At 69.4% G+C, this 17,454-nt stretch carries 16 protein-coding genes; 14 read left to right on the top strand and 2 right to left on the bottom strand.

The window, feature by feature from the left end; genetic code table 11:
* The first annotated feature begins 56 nt into the window (after positions 1–56).
* Together KVY00_RS03530 and KVY00_RS03525 are read left to right on the top strand one after the other, a co-directional pair.
* Positions 57–1,244 carry a bifunctional 2-methylcitrate synthase/citrate synthase gene (locus tag KVY00_RS03530; RefSeq protein ID WP_223044364.1) on the top strand — a complete coding sequence of 396 codons (1,188 nt, stop codon included), beginning with the start codon at positions 57–59 and terminating at the stop codon, positions 1,242–1,244.
* Between the two features lie 71 nt (positions 1,245–1,315).
* Positions 1,316–2,092, top strand: coding sequence for an enoyl-CoA hydratase (locus KVY00_RS03525; RefSeq protein WP_223044363.1), 777 nt, complete (start codon positions 1,316–1,318; stop codon positions 2,090–2,092).
* Positions 2,093–2,199: 107 nt separating this feature from the next.
* Here the strand turns inward: KVY00_RS03525 and KVY00_RS03520 are convergent, their stop codons facing one another.
* Positions 2,200–2,403 (bottom strand): hypothetical protein, encoded by a 204-nt coding sequence (locus tag KVY00_RS03520; RefSeq protein WP_223044362.1) that lies wholly within the window; start codon positions 2,401–2,403, stop codon positions 2,200–2,202.
* 170 nt (positions 2,404–2,573) lie between these two features.
* On the opposite strand from KVY00_RS03520, the gene argC reads away from it, so the two are divergent.
* The 12 genes from argC (at position 2,574) to KVY00_RS03460 (ending at position 16,260) form a co-directional block, all read left to right on the top strand.
* Positions 2,574–3,647 (top strand): N-acetyl-gamma-glutamyl-phosphate reductase, encoded by a 1,074-nt coding sequence (gene argC / locus KVY00_RS03515; RefSeq protein WP_223044361.1) that lies wholly within the window; start codon positions 2,574–2,576, stop codon positions 3,645–3,647.
* On the top strand, positions 3,644–4,801 hold the full coding sequence (argJ, locus tag KVY00_RS03510) for a bifunctional glutamate N-acetyltransferase/amino-acid acetyltransferase ArgJ (RefSeq protein ID WP_223044360.1): 1,158 nt from the start codon (positions 3,644–3,646) through the stop codon (positions 4,799–4,801). Before argC ends, argJ begins: the two co-directional genes overlap by 4 nt.
* A gap of 13 nt (positions 4,802–4,814) precedes the next feature.
* The gene (gene argB / locus KVY00_RS03505) at positions 4,815–5,717 is read left to right on the top strand and encodes an acetylglutamate kinase (RefSeq protein ID WP_223044359.1); all 903 of its coding nucleotides are present in this window, start codon (positions 4,815–4,817) and stop codon (positions 5,715–5,717) included.
* A 24-nt stretch (positions 5,718–5,741) separates the two neighbouring features.
* Entirely contained in the window at positions 5,742–6,341 is a 600-nt protein-coding gene (locus KVY00_RS03500; RefSeq protein WP_223044358.1) for a prepilin peptidase, read from the top strand.
* A gap of 138 nt (positions 6,342–6,479) precedes the next feature.
* Complete coding sequence (locus KVY00_RS03495) at positions 6,480–7,781, top strand: ABC transporter substrate-binding protein (protein ID WP_255572741.1); 1,302 nt, start codon at positions 6,480–6,482, stop codon at positions 7,779–7,781.
* 13 nt (positions 7,782–7,794) lie between these two features.
* Positions 7,795–9,150, top strand: a complete 1,356-nt coding sequence (locus KVY00_RS03490) for a carbohydrate ABC transporter permease (RefSeq protein WP_223044357.1) — start codon at positions 7,795–7,797, stop codon at positions 9,148–9,150.
* Entirely contained in the window at positions 9,147–10,022 is an 876-nt protein-coding gene (locus KVY00_RS03485; RefSeq protein ID WP_223044356.1) for a carbohydrate ABC transporter permease, read from the top strand. Before KVY00_RS03490 ends, KVY00_RS03485 begins: the two co-directional genes overlap by 4 nt.
* A gap of 20 nt (positions 10,023–10,042) precedes the next feature.
* Positions 10,043–10,747: an HAD-IA family hydrolase gene (locus KVY00_RS03480; protein ID WP_223044355.1), complete on the top strand. Its 705-nt coding sequence runs from the start codon at positions 10,043–10,045 to the stop codon at positions 10,745–10,747.
* Entirely contained in the window at positions 10,744–13,275 is a 2,532-nt protein-coding gene (locus KVY00_RS03475) for a glycoside hydrolase family 65 protein (protein ID WP_223044354.1), read from the top strand. Before KVY00_RS03480 ends, KVY00_RS03475 begins: the two co-directional genes overlap by 4 nt.
* Before the next feature lie 82 nt (positions 13,276–13,357).
* Entirely contained in the window at positions 13,358–13,678 is a 321-nt protein-coding gene (gene fdxA, locus KVY00_RS03470; RefSeq protein WP_024356322.1) for a ferredoxin, read from the top strand.
* A gap of 4 nt (positions 13,679–13,682) precedes the next feature.
* The gene (gene dapC, locus KVY00_RS03465; protein WP_223044353.1) at positions 13,683–14,795 is read left to right on the top strand and encodes a succinyldiaminopimelate transaminase; all 1,113 of its coding nucleotides are present in this window, start codon (positions 13,683–13,685) and stop codon (positions 14,793–14,795) included.
* 166 nt (positions 14,796–14,961) lie between these two features.
* On the top strand, positions 14,962–16,260 hold the full coding sequence (locus tag KVY00_RS03460; RefSeq protein WP_223044352.1) for a citrate synthase: 1,299 nt from the start codon (positions 14,962–14,964) through the stop codon (positions 16,258–16,260).
* A 217-nt stretch (positions 16,261–16,477) separates the two neighbouring features.
* Here the strand turns inward: KVY00_RS03460 and dapD are convergent, their stop codons facing one another.
* Entirely contained in the window at positions 16,478–17,434 is a 957-nt protein-coding gene (dapD, locus tag KVY00_RS03455; protein WP_223044351.1) for a 2,3,4,5-tetrahydropyridine-2,6-dicarboxylate N-succinyltransferase, read from the bottom strand.
* Between the last annotated feature and the right edge of the window lie 20 nt (positions 17,435–17,454).

The following is a 17,454-nucleotide window of genomic DNA, read 5'->3' as shown; positions in this document are numbered from 1 at the left end:
CCGGTCCCATATGAGATCCTGCGAGTACGCGCAGGACGACGAGTGAGGAGTCAACGATGACGGAAACCGACATCAAGAAGGGACTCGCCGGTGTGGTCGTCGACTACACCGCGGTCTCGAAGGTCAACCCCGAGACCAACAGCCTGCTCTACCGCGGGTACCCCGTGCAGGAGCTCGCCGCGACGCAGCCGTTCGAGGCCGTGGCCTATCTGCTCTGGCACGGCGAGCTGCCCACCGAGCAGCAGCTGGCCGAGCTGCGCGCCCGTGAGCGCGAGCACCGGGCGCTCGCCGACAACGTGAGGGCCGCGATCGATCTGCTGCCGCTCGAGGCGCACCCGATGGACGAGGTGCGCACGGCCGTGAGCGTGATCGGCGCCTCGGATACCGCGGGCGGCGGTTCGGTGCTCGACGCCTCCGGCAGCCCGGAGCAGAACCTCGACCGCTCGATCCGCCTCTACGCCGCGCTGCCGGCGATCGTGGCCTACGGGCAGCGCCGCCGCCGCGGCGAGGAGCTCGTCGAGCCTCGCGACGACCTCGACTACGCGGCCAACTTCCTGTGGATGACGTTCGGGGAGGATCCGGATCCCGTCGTCGTCGACGCGTTCAACCGCTCGATGACGCTCTACGCGGAGCACTCCTTCAACGCTTCGACGTTCACGGCCCGCGTCGTGACCTCGACGCTTTCCGATCTCTACTCGGCGGTCGTCGCGGCGATCGGCGCGCTCAAGGGGCCGCTGCACGGCGGGGCCAACGAGGCCGTGATGCACATCTTCGCCGAGATCGGCTCGGCCGAGAACGTGGTGCCCTGGCTCGACCAGGCGCTCGCGGAGAAGCGCAAGATCATGGGGTTCGGCCACCGTGTGTACAAGAAGGGCGACTCGCGCGTGCCGACGATGAAGGCGGCCCTCGACACGCTCGTCGAGCACTACGACCGGCCCGACGTGGCCGAGCTGTACGCGACGCTCGAGAACGAGTTCGTCTCGCGCAAGGGCATCTACCCGAACCTCGACTACCCGTCGGGGCCGGCGTACAACCTCATCGGCTTCGATACCCTCACCTTCACGCCGCTGTTCATCGCGTCGCGCGTGACGGGCTGGACCGCGCACATCATGGAGCAGGCCGCCTCGAACGCGCTGATCCGCCCGCTCTCCGCCTACAACGGCGCGGAGGAGCGTCACATCGAGGGCTACGTCCCCACCGCCGAGGAGATCGCGGCGTCGGAGCGGGAGGCCGAGGCGGGCTGAGAGCCCGCGGTAACGTGGGGTGCGGATCCGATGCGGGATCCGGATCCGCACCCGCCGATCGAGGAGCAGCAATGACCGAGTACACCACCATCCTGACCGAGACGCGGGGTCGTGTGGCGACCATCACCCTGAATCGGCCCGAGGCGCTGAACGCCCTGAACTCGACGCTGGTGCGCGAGCTCATCGAGGCTGCGCTCGGCTTCGACGCCGACCCCGGCATCGGCGCCATCGTCATCACGGGGTCGGAGAAGGCCTTCGCCGCCGGCGCGGACATCAAGGAGATGGTCGACCACGGCTACGCCGAGATGTACCTCGGCGGCCCCTTCCCGGGGTGGGGCGGGTTCGAGCGCATGCGCACGCCCGTCATCGCCGCGGTGGCGGGCTTCGCGCTCGGCGGCGGCTGCGAGCTCGCGATGATGTGCGACATCATCATCGCGGCCGACACCGCGAAGTTCGGGCAGCCCGAGATCAACCTCGGGATCCTGCCTGGCTTCGGCGGGTCGCAGCGCCTGCCTCGCGCGATCGGCAAGTACAAGGCCGCCGAGATGGTGCTCACCGGGCGCATGATGGGCGCTGAGGAAGCCGAGCGGAGCGGGCTCGTCTCGCGGGTGGTCCCGGCTGCGGACCTGCTCGATGAAGCCGGGAAGACGGCCGAGACGATCGCCTCGAAGTCGCTGCCCGCGGTGTACGCCGCCAAGGAGGCGCTGCAGGCCGCTCAGGAGACGCCGCTCGCGGAGGGACTGCGATTCGAGCGGCAGGCCTTCGCCGCCGCGTTCGCCACCGAGGACCAGAAGGAGGGCATGCGCGCCTTCGCCGAGAAGCGCGCACCCGAGTTCAAGCACCGTTGAGGGGCTTGCGCCGGGGCACCGCCGCCGAGCACGACGCTTTCAGCGAGACCGACGCGTTCAGCGCCTCTGAAACAGTCGGACTCGCTGAAAGCGTCGCGCTCGGCGAGTCACCCGCGCGGCGGAGGAAAGGCGGGGCCCGTCTCGACCGGGGCCCAGATCACGATCAGCGCCGTGGCGAGCGGCCCGATCAGCAGGCTCCCGAGGAACCACCTCAGGCGGGATCGCCCCTTCTGCTCGGCCAGGCCGGCGTTGATGAGGGCCAGCGAAACCCAGAACAGGCCCGTGGGAACGTAGTCGTTGAGGGTGTCCATGCTTCCAGGCTAGCCGGGCGCACCGGGGGCCCGCCGCCGAGCGCGACTGTTTCAGCGAGACCGACGCGTTCAGCGCCTCTGAAACAGTCGGACTCGCTGAAAGCGTCGCGCTCGGCGAGGAGGCCCCTCGCGAGGTGCCAGAATAGACGGGTGACGACGGAGGGCGTGCGATGACCTATTCAGTGGCGGTAGCCGGTGCCAGCGGATACGCGGGAGGCGAGCTGCTGCGCCTGCTCGCGGCCCACCCGGAGTTCGAGATCCGCACCGTGACCGGGCACTCCAGCGCGGGCCGGCCGCTCATCGAATCGCAGCCCCATCTGCGCTCGCTCGCCGAACTCGTGCTGCAGCCGACCGAGCCCTGGGTGCTCGACGGCCACGACGTCGTGTTCTTCGCGCTGCCGCACGGCGCCTCCGGCGAGCTCACCGCGCAGTTGAAGGACGTCCGGCTCGCCGTCGACTGCGGCGCAGACCACCGGCTCACCGACCCCGCGGACTGGGCCGCGTTCTACGGAGGCGAGCACCACAGCGCCTGGACCTACGGCGTCCCCGAGCTGATCGTGACCGAGCTCGCGGCGGACGGCACGCCCATCTGGACGAGGCAGCGGGAGCATCTGGCCGGCGCGACGCGGATCGCGGCTCCGGGCTGCAACGCGTCGACCGTGGCGCTGTCGCTCGCCCCGGGCATCGCCGCGGGCGTGATCGAGCCGCGGGACATCGTGAGCGTGCTCGCCGTGGGGCCGAGCGGCGCGGGCAAGGCCGCGAAGACGCACCTGCTCGGAGCCGAACTCATGGGCACGGCGAACCCCTACGCCGTCGGCGGCACGCACCGGCACATCCCCGAGATCCGCCAGGCGCTGCGCGGCGCCGGAGCCGCGGAGGAACCGACGATCAGCTTCACCCCCGTGCTGGTCCCGATGAGCCGAGGGATCCTCGCGACCTCGACGGCGCGCATCGCACCCGGCGTCTCCGCGCAGCAGGTGCGCGATGCCTGGGCCGACGCGTACACCGCCGAGCCGTTCGTGCAGCTGCTGCCCGAGGGCGTCTTCCCGCGCACCGCCGACACCCTCGGCGCGAACACGTGCCTGATGGGCGTCACCGTGGACGAGGCGGCCGGACGCGTCGTCGTCGTCGCGGCGCTCGACAATCTGGCCAAGGGCACCGCGGGGGCCGCGATCCAGTCGGCCAACATCGCCCTCGGTATCCCCGAGACCACCGGACTGTCAGTGAATGGAGTCGCACCGTGACCGTCACCACCCCAGCAGGATTCAGGTCGGCGGGCATCGCCGTCGGCCTCAAGAGCACGGGCAAGCCCGACCTCGCGCTCGTCGTCAACGACGGCCCCGCATCGGCGAGCGCGGTCGTCTTCACCAGCAACCGCGCGCAGGCGAACCCCATCCTGTGGAGCCGCAAGGTCGCCCTGAACGGCCCCGCCCGCGCCGTCATCCTCAACTCGGGCGGCGCGAACTGCTTCACCGGCGACTTCGGCTACGAGACCGTCCGCCTCACCGCGGAGGCCGTCGCCGAGGCGCTCGGGGAGCCTGACGCGGAGCGGATCCTCGTCTGCTCCACCGGCCTCATCGGCACCGGCGACCAGACCTTCCGCGACAAGATCGTGAACAACGTGCCGGCGCTCGCCGACGCGCTCGCCGACGACGACACGACCGCGCCCGCCGCGATCCTCACCACCGACTCCGTCGAGAAGACCGCGGTGCACGCGGGGGACGGCTGGACGATCGGTGCGATGGCGAAGGGCGCGGGCATGCTGGCACCCGGCCTCGCGACGATGCTCGTCGTGATCACCACGGACGCGCTGCTCGACGACGAGACGCTGGATCGAGCGCTGCGCCGGGCCACGGGTGCGAGCTTCGACCGCCTCGACAGCGACGGCTGCATGTCGACGAACGATCAGGTGACACTGCTCGCGAGCGGCGCATCGGGCGTCACCCCCGACGAGGGCGCGTTCGGCGACGCGCTCGCCGCCGTCTGCGACAGCCTCGCCGCGCAGCTGCAGGCGGACGCCGAGGGGGCGAGCCACGACATCGACATCGAGGTGCGGGGCGCGGCGAGCGTCGACGACGCGATCGAGGTCGGCCGATCCGTCGCGCGCAACAACCTCTTCAAAGCCGCGATCTTCGGCAACGACCCGAACTGGGGTCGCGTGCTCGCCGCGATCGGCACCACGGAGGCCGCATTCGACCCCTACGTCGTCGACGTCAGCTTCAACGGCGTGCGCCTCTGCCACGCCGGCGCCCCCGACCGACCGGTCGAGGAGTGCGACCTGACGCCGCGTCGCACACGCGTCGAGATCGACCTGTTCGCGGGCGAGCACACCGCCACGATCCGCACCAACGATCTCACGCACGACTACGTCCACGAGAACAGCGCGTACTCCAGCTGAAGAACGGAACCCGATGACCACGACCACGAGAACCGTCGACCACGAGCAGGCGTCCGCGAAGGCGCAGGTGCTCATCGAGTCGCTGCAGTGGCTCAAGAAGTTCCGCGGCAAGATCATGGTGATCAAGTTCGGCGGCAACGCGATGGTCGACGATTCGCTGCTCGCGGCATTCGCCGAGGACGTCGTGTACCTGCGGCACACGGGCATCCTGCCCGTGGTCGTGCACGGCGGCGGGCCGCAGATCAACGCGATGCTCGCGCGTCTGGGCATCGAGAGCGAGTTCAAGGGCGGCTACCGGGTGACCACCCCGGAGACGATGGACGTGGTGCGCATGGTGCTCACGGGCAAGGTGAACCCGGAGCTGGTCGACGAGATCAACGCGCACGGTCCGCTCGCGGCCGGGACGACGGGGGAGGACGCGGGCCTGTTCATCGGCCGTCGCCGCCCGCCCGTCGAGGTCGACGGGGAACTGGTCGACCTGGGCCTCGTCGGCGACGTGGCCGACGTGCGCCCCGAGCCGGTGCTGGCGCTGCTCGAGGCCGGGCTGATCCCGGTCGTCTCCTCGATCGCGCCCGACATGGACCGCCCGGGGGACTCGCTCAACGTCAACGCCGACGCGGCGGCCTCCGCGCTCGCCGCCGCCCTGGGCGCCGAGAAGCTGGTGATCCTCACCGATGTCGCGGGTCTCTACGCCAACTGGCCCGACCGCGACTCCCTCGTGTCGAGCATCTCGGCGACCGAGCTCGAGCAGCTGCTGCCGAGCCTCGAGTCGGGCATGATCCCGAAGATGCGAGCCTGCCTCGACGCGGTGCGGGGCGGGGTGCCGAAGGCCGCGATCATCGACGGTCGCGAGCCGCACTCGGTGCTGCTCGAGATATTCACGGAGCGGGGGATCGGCACCGAGGTCACGCCCTGAGGGCGCGGGGTGAACGAGGGCGCGGTGGCCGAACAGCGGGCGCTGCGCCCGCGCGATGCGTGGTGGATCGCCGCCGGCACCGCGGCGGCGATCGCCCTGTTCGCGTGGCGGGCGACGGGGGCGGCCTCGTGGTCGTGGCAGTGGTCGTGGCAGTGGTCATGGGCGCTCGGGGCGGTCGGCTACGCGGGATTCGGAGCGCTGTCGGTCGCGCTCGCGATGATCGACGCCCGCACGCTGCGCCTGCCGAACCGTCTGCTACTCGCTGCGGGGATCTGGCTGACGGTATGGCTGGTGCCCGCGGCCCTGGCCCTCGGCGAACCCGCGAGGCTCGGGTGGGCGGCGCTGGCGGCGCTGCTGTTCTTCGTGCTCTTCGCAGGGCTCTGGCTGTGCTGGGGGCCGGCCTTCTTCGGAGGCGGTGACGCGAAGCTCGCGCCGATCTGCGGGTTCGCGGTCGCCTGGATCGGCCTCGGGGCGGTGCTGATCTTCCCGTTCGCGGTGGCGGTGGCGACGCTTCCCGGGCTGGTGTCCGCCCTCCGCAACCGCGAACGGCAGCTGGCCTACGGGCCGTCGCTGCTCATCGCGGCGTGGCTGGCGATCGCCTTCCCAGCCGAGTGGGTGCTGTAGCGCTCGCCGGAAGCACCCGGTGAGGCGACCGGCACCGGTTGTCGCTTATCACCCGGTGCACCCGCCCACAAGGCCTTTCCGTCGTCCCTGTCGATGCGTAGAGTGAGCGATGACAGAACTGCGGAGATGGAGTGTGTCATGACTATTCGACGTATCTGGATCGCCGGCGCGGCGATCGCGGCTCTCGCCCTGACGGGGTGCGGCTCCGGCGGCAGTGGCGGAGGCGGCGGGGATGACACGGCCACGGGCGATTTCGAGGGCGAGTCCCTCAACGTGGTCGCCGCGTGGTCGGGCGCCGAGCAGGAGAACTTCGAGGCCGTGCTCGACGAGTTCAGCAAGCGCACGGGCGCGAAGGTGACCTACACGAGCTTCGGCGACAACGGCCCCACCTATATCCAGGGGCAGCTCGAGGGCGGAACGCCCCCGAACGTGGCGGTGCTCGGGCAACCTGCGCTCATGCAGTCGCTGGCGCAGAACGGCGACATCGTGCCGGTGGCCGACGGAGTGCGGTCGGCGGTCGAGGAGAACTACGCGCAGGATTGGATCGACCTCGGCAGCGTCGACGGCGACCTGTACGGTGTGTGGTTCAAGGGCGCGAACAAGTCGACCGTCTGGTACAACGCCGATATCTACGACGAGGCGGGTGCGACGGAGCCGGAGGACTGGGACGACTTCATGACACAGCTCGGACTGGTGAGCGACGCCGGCTACGCGGGCATCTCGGTCGGAGCCGACGTGGGGTGGCCGCTGACCGACTGGTTCGAGAACGTGTACCTGCGGACGGCGGGGCCAGAGAAGTACGACCAGCTGACCAAGCACGAGATCCCCTGGACCGACGAATCGGTGAAGGAGGCGCTCGGCGTGCTGGGCGAGCTGTGGGGGAGCGACCTCGTGCAACCCGGCGGCGATCAGCGTGACTTCCCGACGAGCGTGACCGAGGTCTTCGGCTCCGATCCGCAGGCGGGCACGGTCTTCGAGGGCGACTTCGTGGCCGGCAACATCGCGGCCGACGGCAACTCGACCGTCGGGGAGAACGCGCTGTTCTACGACTTCCCGTCGGTGAACGGTTCGAAGCCCTCGGTGGTGGGCGGCGGTGACGTCGCCGTGCAGTTCGACGACGGTGAAGCGACGACGGCGCTCATGGAGTTCCTCGCCTCGCCCGAGGCGGCCGAGATCTGGGTGCCGAACGGCGGCCTGACCTCGCCCAACGGGGCGGTCGACACCTCGCTCTACCCGGACGACGTCTCGCGTCAGATCGCGGAGGCGCTGACGGGAGCCGAGGAGCTGCGGTTCGACATGTCCGACCTCACGCCGAGCGCGTTCGGCGGCACCCCGGGGCAGGGTTTCTGGCAGGAGATGATCTCGTTCTACCAGGATCCGAGCGACATCGACGGCACGGCGCAGCGCCTCGAGGACGCGGCCGCCAAGGCCTACCAGTAAGGCGGCGATCGCCATGAGCCGCACCGCGACGGTGCCGGTGCAGATCCGTGGCCGCGGGCGAGGAGCCCGCGGCCACGGCCGCACCCGGCGCTGGCTGCTCGTCGCCTCGTTTCTGGGGCCCGGCCTCCTCGTGCTCGGAGCCCTCGTCGTGTATCCGATCGTGTACACGGTGGTGCGCTCGTTCTTCGACAAGAGCGGGGCCTCGTTCGTGGGCTGGCAGAACTACGTCACGATGTTCACGAACGACACGACGTTCACCGCGATCCGCAACAACCTGATGTGGGTGATCGTGGCACCGGTGACGGTGACGATCATCGGGCTCGTCTTCGCGGTGCTGGTCGACAAGCTCGGCTGGAAGACGGCGTTCAGACTCATCGTGTTCATGCCGATGGCGATCTCGATGCTCGCGGCCGGCGTCATCTTCCGCGGCATGTTCCAGGAGAGCCCGCAGCTCGGCGTGGTGAACGCCGCGATCGTGGGAGTGCAGAGCGTGTTCGGCGATCAGTCGAGCTATCCGGGGGCGAAGCCGCGCGACGGCTTCGGCATCGAGGCCGAGAAGGGGATCATCGCGACGAGCGCGCCGGTGGAGGCGGGCGCGACGCAGAACTTCCCCCTCACGGGGGTCAAGCAGAGCGAGCTGCCCGAGACGCTCGTCGACGCCGAGGAGGCCGCTGGACCGGGGAGCACCGAGATATCGGGCACCGTGTTCCTCGACGTCATCAGGGGCGGCGGGGGTACCGACGGAGAGATCGAGAAGGGGAAGAAGGGCCTCGAGGGCGTGCGCGTCGACGCGGTGAGCGCGGACGGCTCCATCCGGGGCTACGCGACGACCGGTGCGGGCGGCGTCTACACGATCCAGGGCCTCGAAGCCGGAGAGAGCTACCGGATCGCGCTGCCCGCGGCGAACTTCGACGCGGGAGCGCAGGGCGTCTCGTGGCTGAGCGCGTCGTTCATCAACGTCGTGGTGATCCTCGCCTACGTCTGGATCTGGGCCGGCTTCGCCATGGTCATGATCGCCTCGGGGCTGTCGGCGATGGATCGCTCGCTGCAGGAGGCGGCACGCACCGACGGCGCGAATGAGTGGCAGGTCTTCACCCGCATCACGGCGCCCCTGCTGGCCCCCGTGCTGGTCGTCGTGTTCGTCACGCTCATCATCAACGTGCTGAAGATATTCGATCTCGTCTACGTGATCCCGCCGGGCGCATCGAAACCCGCCGCGAACGTCATCGCGGTCGAGATGTGGACGGTGTCGTTCGGCGGGGGCAGCAACCAGGGGCTCGGATCGGCCCTCGCGATCCTGCTGCTCGTGCTCGTGCTGCCGTCGATGATCATCAACGTCCGCCGGTTCAGAGAGGAGAGGAGCCGATGAGCGCCGTGTCCGCTCCCCGGAAGTCCCGTGCAGGCCGCAGCATCGCGAGGATCGCCAGCCGCGGGCTCGTCAACGCGATCCTGCTGATCGTGGCGATCTTCTGGCTCGTGCCGACTCTCGGCCTGCTGCTCACCTCGTTCCGCAGCGCGGGGGACAACGCCTCGAGCGGCTGGTGGACCGTGCTCACGAAGCCGGCCGAGCTCACGATCGAGAACTACGCGAACCTGCTCTCGAACCCCGTCATCACGGGGTCGTTCTGGAACACGATCGTGATCGCGCTGCCGACCACGCTGCTCGTGGTCGTCATCGGCGCGCTCGCCGCCTACGCGTTCGCCTGGCTGCACTTCCCCGGTCGCGACTGGCTGTTCATCGCGGTGATCGTGCTGCTCGCCGTGCCGCTGCAGGTCGCCCTGATCCCGCTCGCCAGGCTGTTCGGGGTGCTCGGGATCTTCGGCAGCGTGCTCGGTGTGATCCTGTTCCACACGGCCTTCGGTCTGCCGTTCGCGATCTTCCTGCTGCGCAACTTCTTCATCCAGATCCCTGAGGAGATGCTCGAGGCGGCCCGGATCGACGGCGCGAGGGACTGGCGGATCTTCTTCCAGATCATGCTGCCGCTCGCACTGCCGGCGATCGCCTCGCTCGCGATCTTCCAGTTCCTGTGGACCTGGAACGACATGCTCGTCGCGCTGATCTTCACGAATACCGACTCGCAGCCGCTCACGGTGGCGATCCAGTCGCAACTGCGTCAGTTCGGCGCGAACATCGACGTTCTCTCAGCCGGGGCCTTCCTCTCGATGCTGGTTCCGCTGGTAGTGTTTTTCGCGTTCCAGCGATACTTCGTACAGGCACTGCTGGCGGGGTCGCAGAAGTAGCTTCGGGAAGGGCGCACCGTTTGATCGACCGCTACGACGCCTATCTGTTCGATCTCGACGGGGTGATCACCCCCACCGTCGACCTGCACATGCGCGCCTGGGCGGAGACCTTCGACCGCCTGTTCGCGCTCCGCGGCGAGGAGCCGTATCGCGAGAGCGACTACTACGAGTCGCTCGACGGGCGACCGCGCTTCGAGGGCGTGGCCGCCCTGCTGCGAGCGCGCGGCATCTCGCTGCCGATGGGCGAGCCGGGCAACGACGGCTTCGAGAGCGTCATCGGCATCGGCAACCGCAAGAACCGGGTGTTCACCGAGGTGCTGCAGCGCGACGGCATCGATCCGTACCCCGGCTCGCTGCTGCTGCTCGATCGGCTCGCGGCGCTCGGGCGCCCGCTCGCGGTGGTCTCGAGCTCGCGCAACGCCGAGGCGGTGCTGCACGCCGCCGGCCTGAGGGATCGCTTCTCGGCCGTGGTCGACGGCGTGGTCGCCGAGTACGAAGGACTGCCCGGCAAGCCGGCGCCCGATACCTTCCTGCGGGGCGCCGAGCTGCTGGGCGCCGACCCTTCCCGCTCGGTGGTGTTCGAGGACGCGGCCTCGGGGATCGCGGCCGCGAAAGCCGGCCGCTTCGGCCTCGTCGTCGGCGTGGACCGGGGGGCGGGGAAGGCCGCCCTCGAGGCTGCCGGCGCAGACACGGTAGTGATGGATCTGGAGGAGCTTGCACGATGAATCCCGAACTGTTCGACACCCCGGTGGAGGGTTTCCGGCGCGACTTCGGGGCGGATCCGTGGCGGCTCGTGGTTCGGGGCATCGACCGCGCCCTGTGCGGGGAGGACGAGACCCTGTTCTCGCTCGCGAACGGCTACCTGGGGCTTCGCGGGAACCACGAGGAGGGGCTGCCGCTCGGCAGCCACGGCACCTTCGTCAACGGGCTGCACGAGACGTGGCGGATCCGTCACGCCGAGAACGCCTACGGCTTCGCCGAGCACGGCCAGACCATCGTCAACGCTCCCGATGTGAAGACGATCCGCATCTACATCGACGACGAGCGCCTCAACCTCGAGTCCTCGGAGATCCTCGACGCGCAGCGCATCCTCGATCTGCGCGCGGGAACGCTCACCCGCACGCTGCTGTGGCTCACTCCGACGGGCAAGCGGGTGCGGGTGGAGACGCGTCGGATGGTCTCGTTCGCCTCGCGTCACCTCGCGACGCTCGAGATGCGGGTCACGGTGCTCGACGCCGACGCCGATCTCTCCGTCTCCAGCCTCATCATCAATCGGCAGGATCTGAATCGCGTGCACTCGGAGCAGGGCGCGACCGCGGGGCTGGCCGATCCGCGCAAGAGCGAGCAGCTGACGCAGCGGATCCTGGATCCGGGCCCGGCGCGCCATGTCGGGCATCGCAGTGTGCTGAGCTACCGGGTGCACGATTCGGGCATGACCCTCGGCGTCGGCGTCGACCACGAGTTCGACGGCGGCCACGAGGGGGAGTGGCAGACCCGGGTCGAGGCCTCGGACGACCGGGTGCGGCACCTCTTCCAGGGCACCGCGCGCCAGGGGCGCACGGTGCGGCTCGTGAAGACCGCCGCATATCACTCCTCCGCGACCGCGGGGCCCGAGGAACTGCTCGACCGCTGCGTGCACACGCTCGAGAAGACGGCGGCCGAGCCCGCTGAGCTGCGCTGGGAGCGCCAGCGGGAGTTCCTCGACGAGTTCTGGGATCGCAGCGACGTGCAGGTCGAGGCCGAGCCCGGGGTGCAGCAGGCGATCCGCTGGAATCTGTTCCAGCTCGCCCAGGCCGCGGCCCGCGCCGACGGCCGCGGGATCCCGGCGAAGGGGCTCACGGGCTCTGGCTACAGCGGGCACTACTTCTGGGACTCGGAGATCTACGTGCTGCCGTTCCTCAGCTACACGACGCCGCTGTGGGCGCGCAACGCGCTGCGAGCGCGGGAGCGGATGCTGGATCAGGCGCGCAGCCGCGCCGTCATGCTGAACGAGGACGGCGCGCTGTTCCCGTGGCGCACGATCAACGGCGAGGAGGCGAGCGCGTACTACGCGGCCGGCACCGCGGCGTACCACATCAACGCCGACATCACCTACGCGCTGGCGCGCTACGTCTTCGCGACGGGCGATTTCGAGTATCTGCTCTCGGGGGCGTGCGACATCCCGGTGGAGACGGCGAGGCTGTGGCGCAGCCTCGGGTTCTGGCGCACGGAGCGCGACGGAGAGCGCAAGTTCCACATCCACGGGGTGACGGGCCCCGACGAGTACACGACGGTGGTCAACGACAACCTGTTCACCAACGTGATGGCTCGATTCAATCTGCGCATCGCTGCCCAGATGGTGCGGCGGCTCGAAGCGGAGGCGCCCGAGGTCTACGCCGGGCTGCTCGAGCGTCTCCGTCTCGATCCCGACGAGGTCGTGGCGTGGGAGGAGGCCGCCGACGCGATGAGCGTGCCCTACTCGCAGGAGATGGGGATCCATCCGCAGGACGCCCACTTCCTCGACCGGGAGGTGTGGGATCTCGCCGCGACGCCGCCCGAGCAGAAGCCGCTGCTGCTGCACTTCCACCCGCTCGTGATCTACCGCTTCCAGGTGCTCAAGCAGGCCGACGTCGTGCTCGCGCTGCTGCTCGCGAGCGACGAGTTCAGCAGGGACGAGAAGCGCCGGGACTTCGAGTACTACGATGCGCTCACGACGGGCGACTCGACGCTGTCGGCCGTCGTGCAGTCGATCATGGCCGCCGAGGTGGGGTACCCCGAGCTCGCCTACCGGTACTTCGAGCACGCCCTGCACGTCGACCTCGGCAACCTCCACCGCAACTCCGCCGACGGCGTGCACATCGCCTCGGCGGGCGGCGTCTGGATGACGCTCGTGCAGGGCTTCGCGGGGCTGCGCGATTCGGCGGGCCGGCATCTGAGCTTCGACCCGAGGCTCCCCGGCCACTGGGATTCGCTTCGGTTCAAGCTGGTCTGGCGGGGGCGTCGGATCGCGGTCGAGCTGCTGCGGGATCGCATCTGCTTCGAGATGGTCGAGGGCGACACGCCCGTCTCGGTGACCGTGCGGGGTGAAGTGCTGGAGATCCCGGCGGGGGAGCGACGGGAGGTGCTTCTCGCGGATCAGGGCCCGGATCGCGGTCCGTTCCGAGGGCTGTCGGCCGGCATGCTGCCGCGCGAGGGGGACGCCGGACCCGTCTTCGCGCCCGAGGTTCCCACGGTGACGACGGAGATTCCCACGCGCGACACCCACGCTCTGTGAAACCGCCCTGCCGTGGGCAGGGCTGCGGGAGACCGGGGAGTAGGATGGAGGGGTTCCGAGACGAGTGAAAGGTGGGGGCATCGTGACCTATGTGATCGCTCTTCCGTGCGTCGACGTGAAGGATCGCGCGTGCGTCGACGAATGCCCGGTCGACTGCATCTACGAGGGCGAGCGCTCGCTCTACATCCATCCCGACGAGTGCGTCGACTGCGGCGCGTGCGAGCCGGTGTGCCCGGTGGAGGCCATCTACTACGAGGACGACCTCCCCGAGGAGTGGGCTGACTACTACAAGGCCAACGTCGAGTTCTTCGACGAGATCGGGTCCCCGGGCGGCGCGGCGAAGGTCGGCGTCTACGACTTCGATCACCCCATCATCGCGGCGCTGCCGCCCCAGGGCGAGTAGTCGCGTGCGCGGCCCGCTTCCCGACTACCCCTGGGACGCCATGGCGCCCTACGCCGAGCGGGCTGCGCAGCACCCGGGCGGCGCGCTGAACCTCTCGGTCGGATCCCCGGTGGATCCCGCCCCGCAGAGCGTCCGCGACGCGCTCTGCGCCGCGACCGATGCGCACGGTTACCCGGCGACGGCCGGCACTCCGCGGCTCCGCGAGGCGATCGCCGAGTGGTACTCCCGCCGCCGGGGTGTCTCGGTCGCGCCCTCCGCGGTGCTGCCGACGGTGGGCTCCAAAGAGCTCGTCGCGCTGCTGCCCTTCCTGCTCGGCCTCGGCGCGGGCGAGGCCGTCGTCTTCCCGCGCGTGGCCTATCCGAGTTACGCCATGGGAGCAGCGCTCGTGGGCGCAGAGGCGATCCCCTCCGACGATCCGGCCGAGTGGCCCGAGCACACGAGGCTCGTGTGGATCAACTCCCCGTCCAACCCCGATGGTCGGGTGCTCGACACTGCTTCGCTGAGGGCGGCCGTCGAGCGCGCCAGGGAACTGGGGGCCGTGATCGTCGGCGACGAGTGCTACGCCGAGTTCGGCTGGGCCGCGCCGTGGGACGTCGAGCGGATCCCCTCGATCCTCGATCCCCGCGTCGTCGGCGACGACCACACCGGGGTGCTCGCGGCCTACTCGCTCAGCAAGCAGTCGAACCTCGCGGGCTACCGCGCCGCGTTCGTGGCCGGTGACGCCGAACTCATCGACCGGCTGCTCACGGTGCGCAAGCACGCGGGCCTCATGTCTCCCGCGCCGGTGCAGGCCGCGATGATCGCCGCGCTCGAGGATGAGGCGCACGTCGCCGAGCAGCGCGATCGTTACCGTGCGCGACGCGAGGTGCTGCTCCCGGCTCTGGAGGCCGCGGGGTATCGGGTCGACGGCAGCGAGGCCGGGCTCTACCTGTGGGTCACCCGAGGCGCTGATGCGTGGGAGAGTGTCGCGGAGTTCGCGGATCTCGGGATCGTCGTGGGCCCGGGGCATTTCTACGGCGACCACTCGCCGCAGCACGTGCGCCTCGCGCTCACCGCCGGCGATGAGGCGATCTCGGCGGCGGTGCAGCGAATCCGGGAGTCGGCGCCGTCTGCATGACGGACCGCGGCACCCGAATCGCCTTTTGCTCGACGTCGAGATATTCTAGGTGGCGGCACTGCGATTCGACGGTGCGTGCATTCGCTCCGATCGGAGCCGATAGGGTGATAAGAACGAGGGCGTCCACCCGATGCCTTCTCCGCATAAGACCTCACGAGGAGACGACGTGACCGATTCGACTCAGCAGCAGGACCCGGCCACCGCAAAACTCACCTTTCCCGGAGGGGAAGCAGAGTTCCCGATCCTCGAATCAGTCGACGGGCACTCCGCCATCGATGTCAGCACGCTGACCAAGCAGACCGGATACACGGCTCTCGACTACGGCTTCGTGAACACGGCCTCCACCAAGTCGGCCATCACCTACATCGACGGCGACGAGGGCGTGCTGCGCTACCGCGGGTACCCCATCGAGGAGCTCGCGCGCAACTCGACCTTCCTCGAGGTCGCCTACCTCCTCATCTACGGAGACCTGCCCAGTGCGGACGAGCTGGCGGCCTTCGACGACGAGATCCGTCGCCACACCCTGCTGCACGAGGACATGCGCTACTACTTCGAGGGTGTGCCCCACACCGCGCATCCGATGGCGGTGCTCTCGGGCGGCCTGCAGACCATGTCGACCTACTACGAGAGCTCGCTCGACACCACGGTTCCCGAGTTCGTCGAGGTCAACACGATCCGCCTGCTGGCCAAACTGCCCGTGCTCGCCGCCTACGCGCACAAGAAGTCGATCGGCCAGGCCTTCCTGTACCCGAAGAACTCGCTCGGCTTCGTCGAGAACTTCCTCCGCCTCAACTTCGGCAACAAGGCCGAGGACTACGAGATGAACCCCGTGCTCGTCGACGCGCTCGACAAGCTGCTCATCCTGCACGCGGATCACGAGCAGAACGCCTCGACATCGACCGTGCGCCTCGTCGGCTCGACCGGAGCCAACATGTTCTCCTCGATCTCGGCCGGCATCAACGCGCTCTCGGGCCCGCTGCACGGCGGCGCGAACGAGGCCGTGCTCGAGATGCTCGCGCAGATCCGCGACTCCGGCCAGAGCGTCGAGACCTTCGTCGAGAAGGTCAAGCGCAAGGAGGACGGAGTCAAGCTCATGGGCTTCGGGCACCGCGTCTACAAGAACTACGACCCGCGCGCCCGCATCGTCAAGGAGAGCGCCAGCCGCGTGCTCGAGGAGCTCGGCGTCAACGACCCGCTGCTCGGTCTGGCGCAGGAACTCGAGCAGATCGCGCTCGAAGACGACTACTTCAAGGAGCGCAAGCTCTACCCGAACGTCGACTTCTACACCGGCGTCATCTACAAGGCGATGGGCTTCCCGACGCGCATGTTCACCGTGCTGTTCGCGATCGGTCGTCTGCCCGGCTGGATCGCCCAGTGGCGCGAGGCCCGCGACGACGCGCAGACCAAGATCGGCCGCCCGCAGCAGCTCTACACGGGTTCCGTCGAGCGCCACCTGAACCGCTGATCCCGCAGCGCTGAGCCCTCGCCCCTCTTCGAGAAGGGGCGAGGGCTCGATGCTGTGCTCGTGCGCGCCCGTTCAGGGAGGAGATCGGGGCTCAGGAGGAGAATTCTCCGGGAATCCGTCCTCCTGAGCCCCGATCTCCTCCCTGACTCAGGCCGGCTCGGGCATGCAACCCCAGGTTCAGGCGTGCAGCACTAGATTCAGGTGTGCAACCCCGGGTTCAGGCGTGCAGTTCCGAGTTCAGCTCGATGCCGGCTCCCTCACGCGGCAGGGCCTCGACGCCGCCGGTGCGCGAGTTGCGACGGAACAGCAGTTGCGGCAGGCCCGACAGCTCGACGGCCTTCACCTCGACGGGGGCACCCTGCGACTCGACAGTGCCCTTCGGCAGCACCACCTTGGTGCCCGCCGTCACGTAGAGCCCCGCCTCCACGACGCTGTCGTCGCCCAGCGAGATCCCGATGCCGGAGTTGGCGCCCAGCAGCGCGCGCTCGCCGATCGTGATGCGCTGCGTGCCTCCGCCCGACAGCGTGCCCATGATCGAGGCGCCGCCTCCGATGTCCGAGCCGTCGCCCACGACGACGCCCTGCGAGATGCGGCCCTCCACCATCGAGGCTCCCAGCGTGCCCGCGTTGAAGTTGACGAAGCCCTCGTGCATCACCGTGGTGCCCGGCGCGAGGTGCGCGCCGAGGCGCACGCGCGACGTGTCGGCGATGCGCACGCCCTGGGGCACGACGTAGTCGGTGAGACGGGGGAACTTGTCGAGGCCGACCGCGGTGATGCCCGCGCGCTTCAACTGCGGCAGGCGCGCCGCGTAGACGTCGGGCAGCATGGGGCCCGCAGTCGTCCAGGCGATGTTCGGCAGCTTGCCGAAGATGCCGTCGAGATTGATGCTGTTCGGGCGCACGAGGCAGTGCGAGAGCAGGTGCAGGCGCAGGTAGGCGTCCTCGGTGGAGGCCGGGGGCGCATCGAGGTCGATCTCGATGTCGACCGGGCGCATCTCGACGCCGCGCAGTTCGTCGGCACCCGCGAGCTGTTCGAGCTCGGCCGGCGCGATCCACGGGTCGCGCGTCGCCGGGCGCTTGCCCAGCGCGGGCGATGGGAACCATGCGTCGAGAACCGTGCCGTCGGCGGCTGTGGTGGCGATACCTGCGGACCATGCGAAGCGGGAGTCAGTCATGGTTTCTAGGCTACCGTTAG

Source organism: Leucobacter tenebrionis (assembly GCF_019884725.1).
Taxonomy (GTDB): Bacteria; Actinomycetota; Actinomycetes; order Actinomycetales; family Microbacteriaceae; genus Leucobacter; species Leucobacter tenebrionis.
This window is presented reverse-complemented; position numbering and strand designations above follow the sequence as displayed.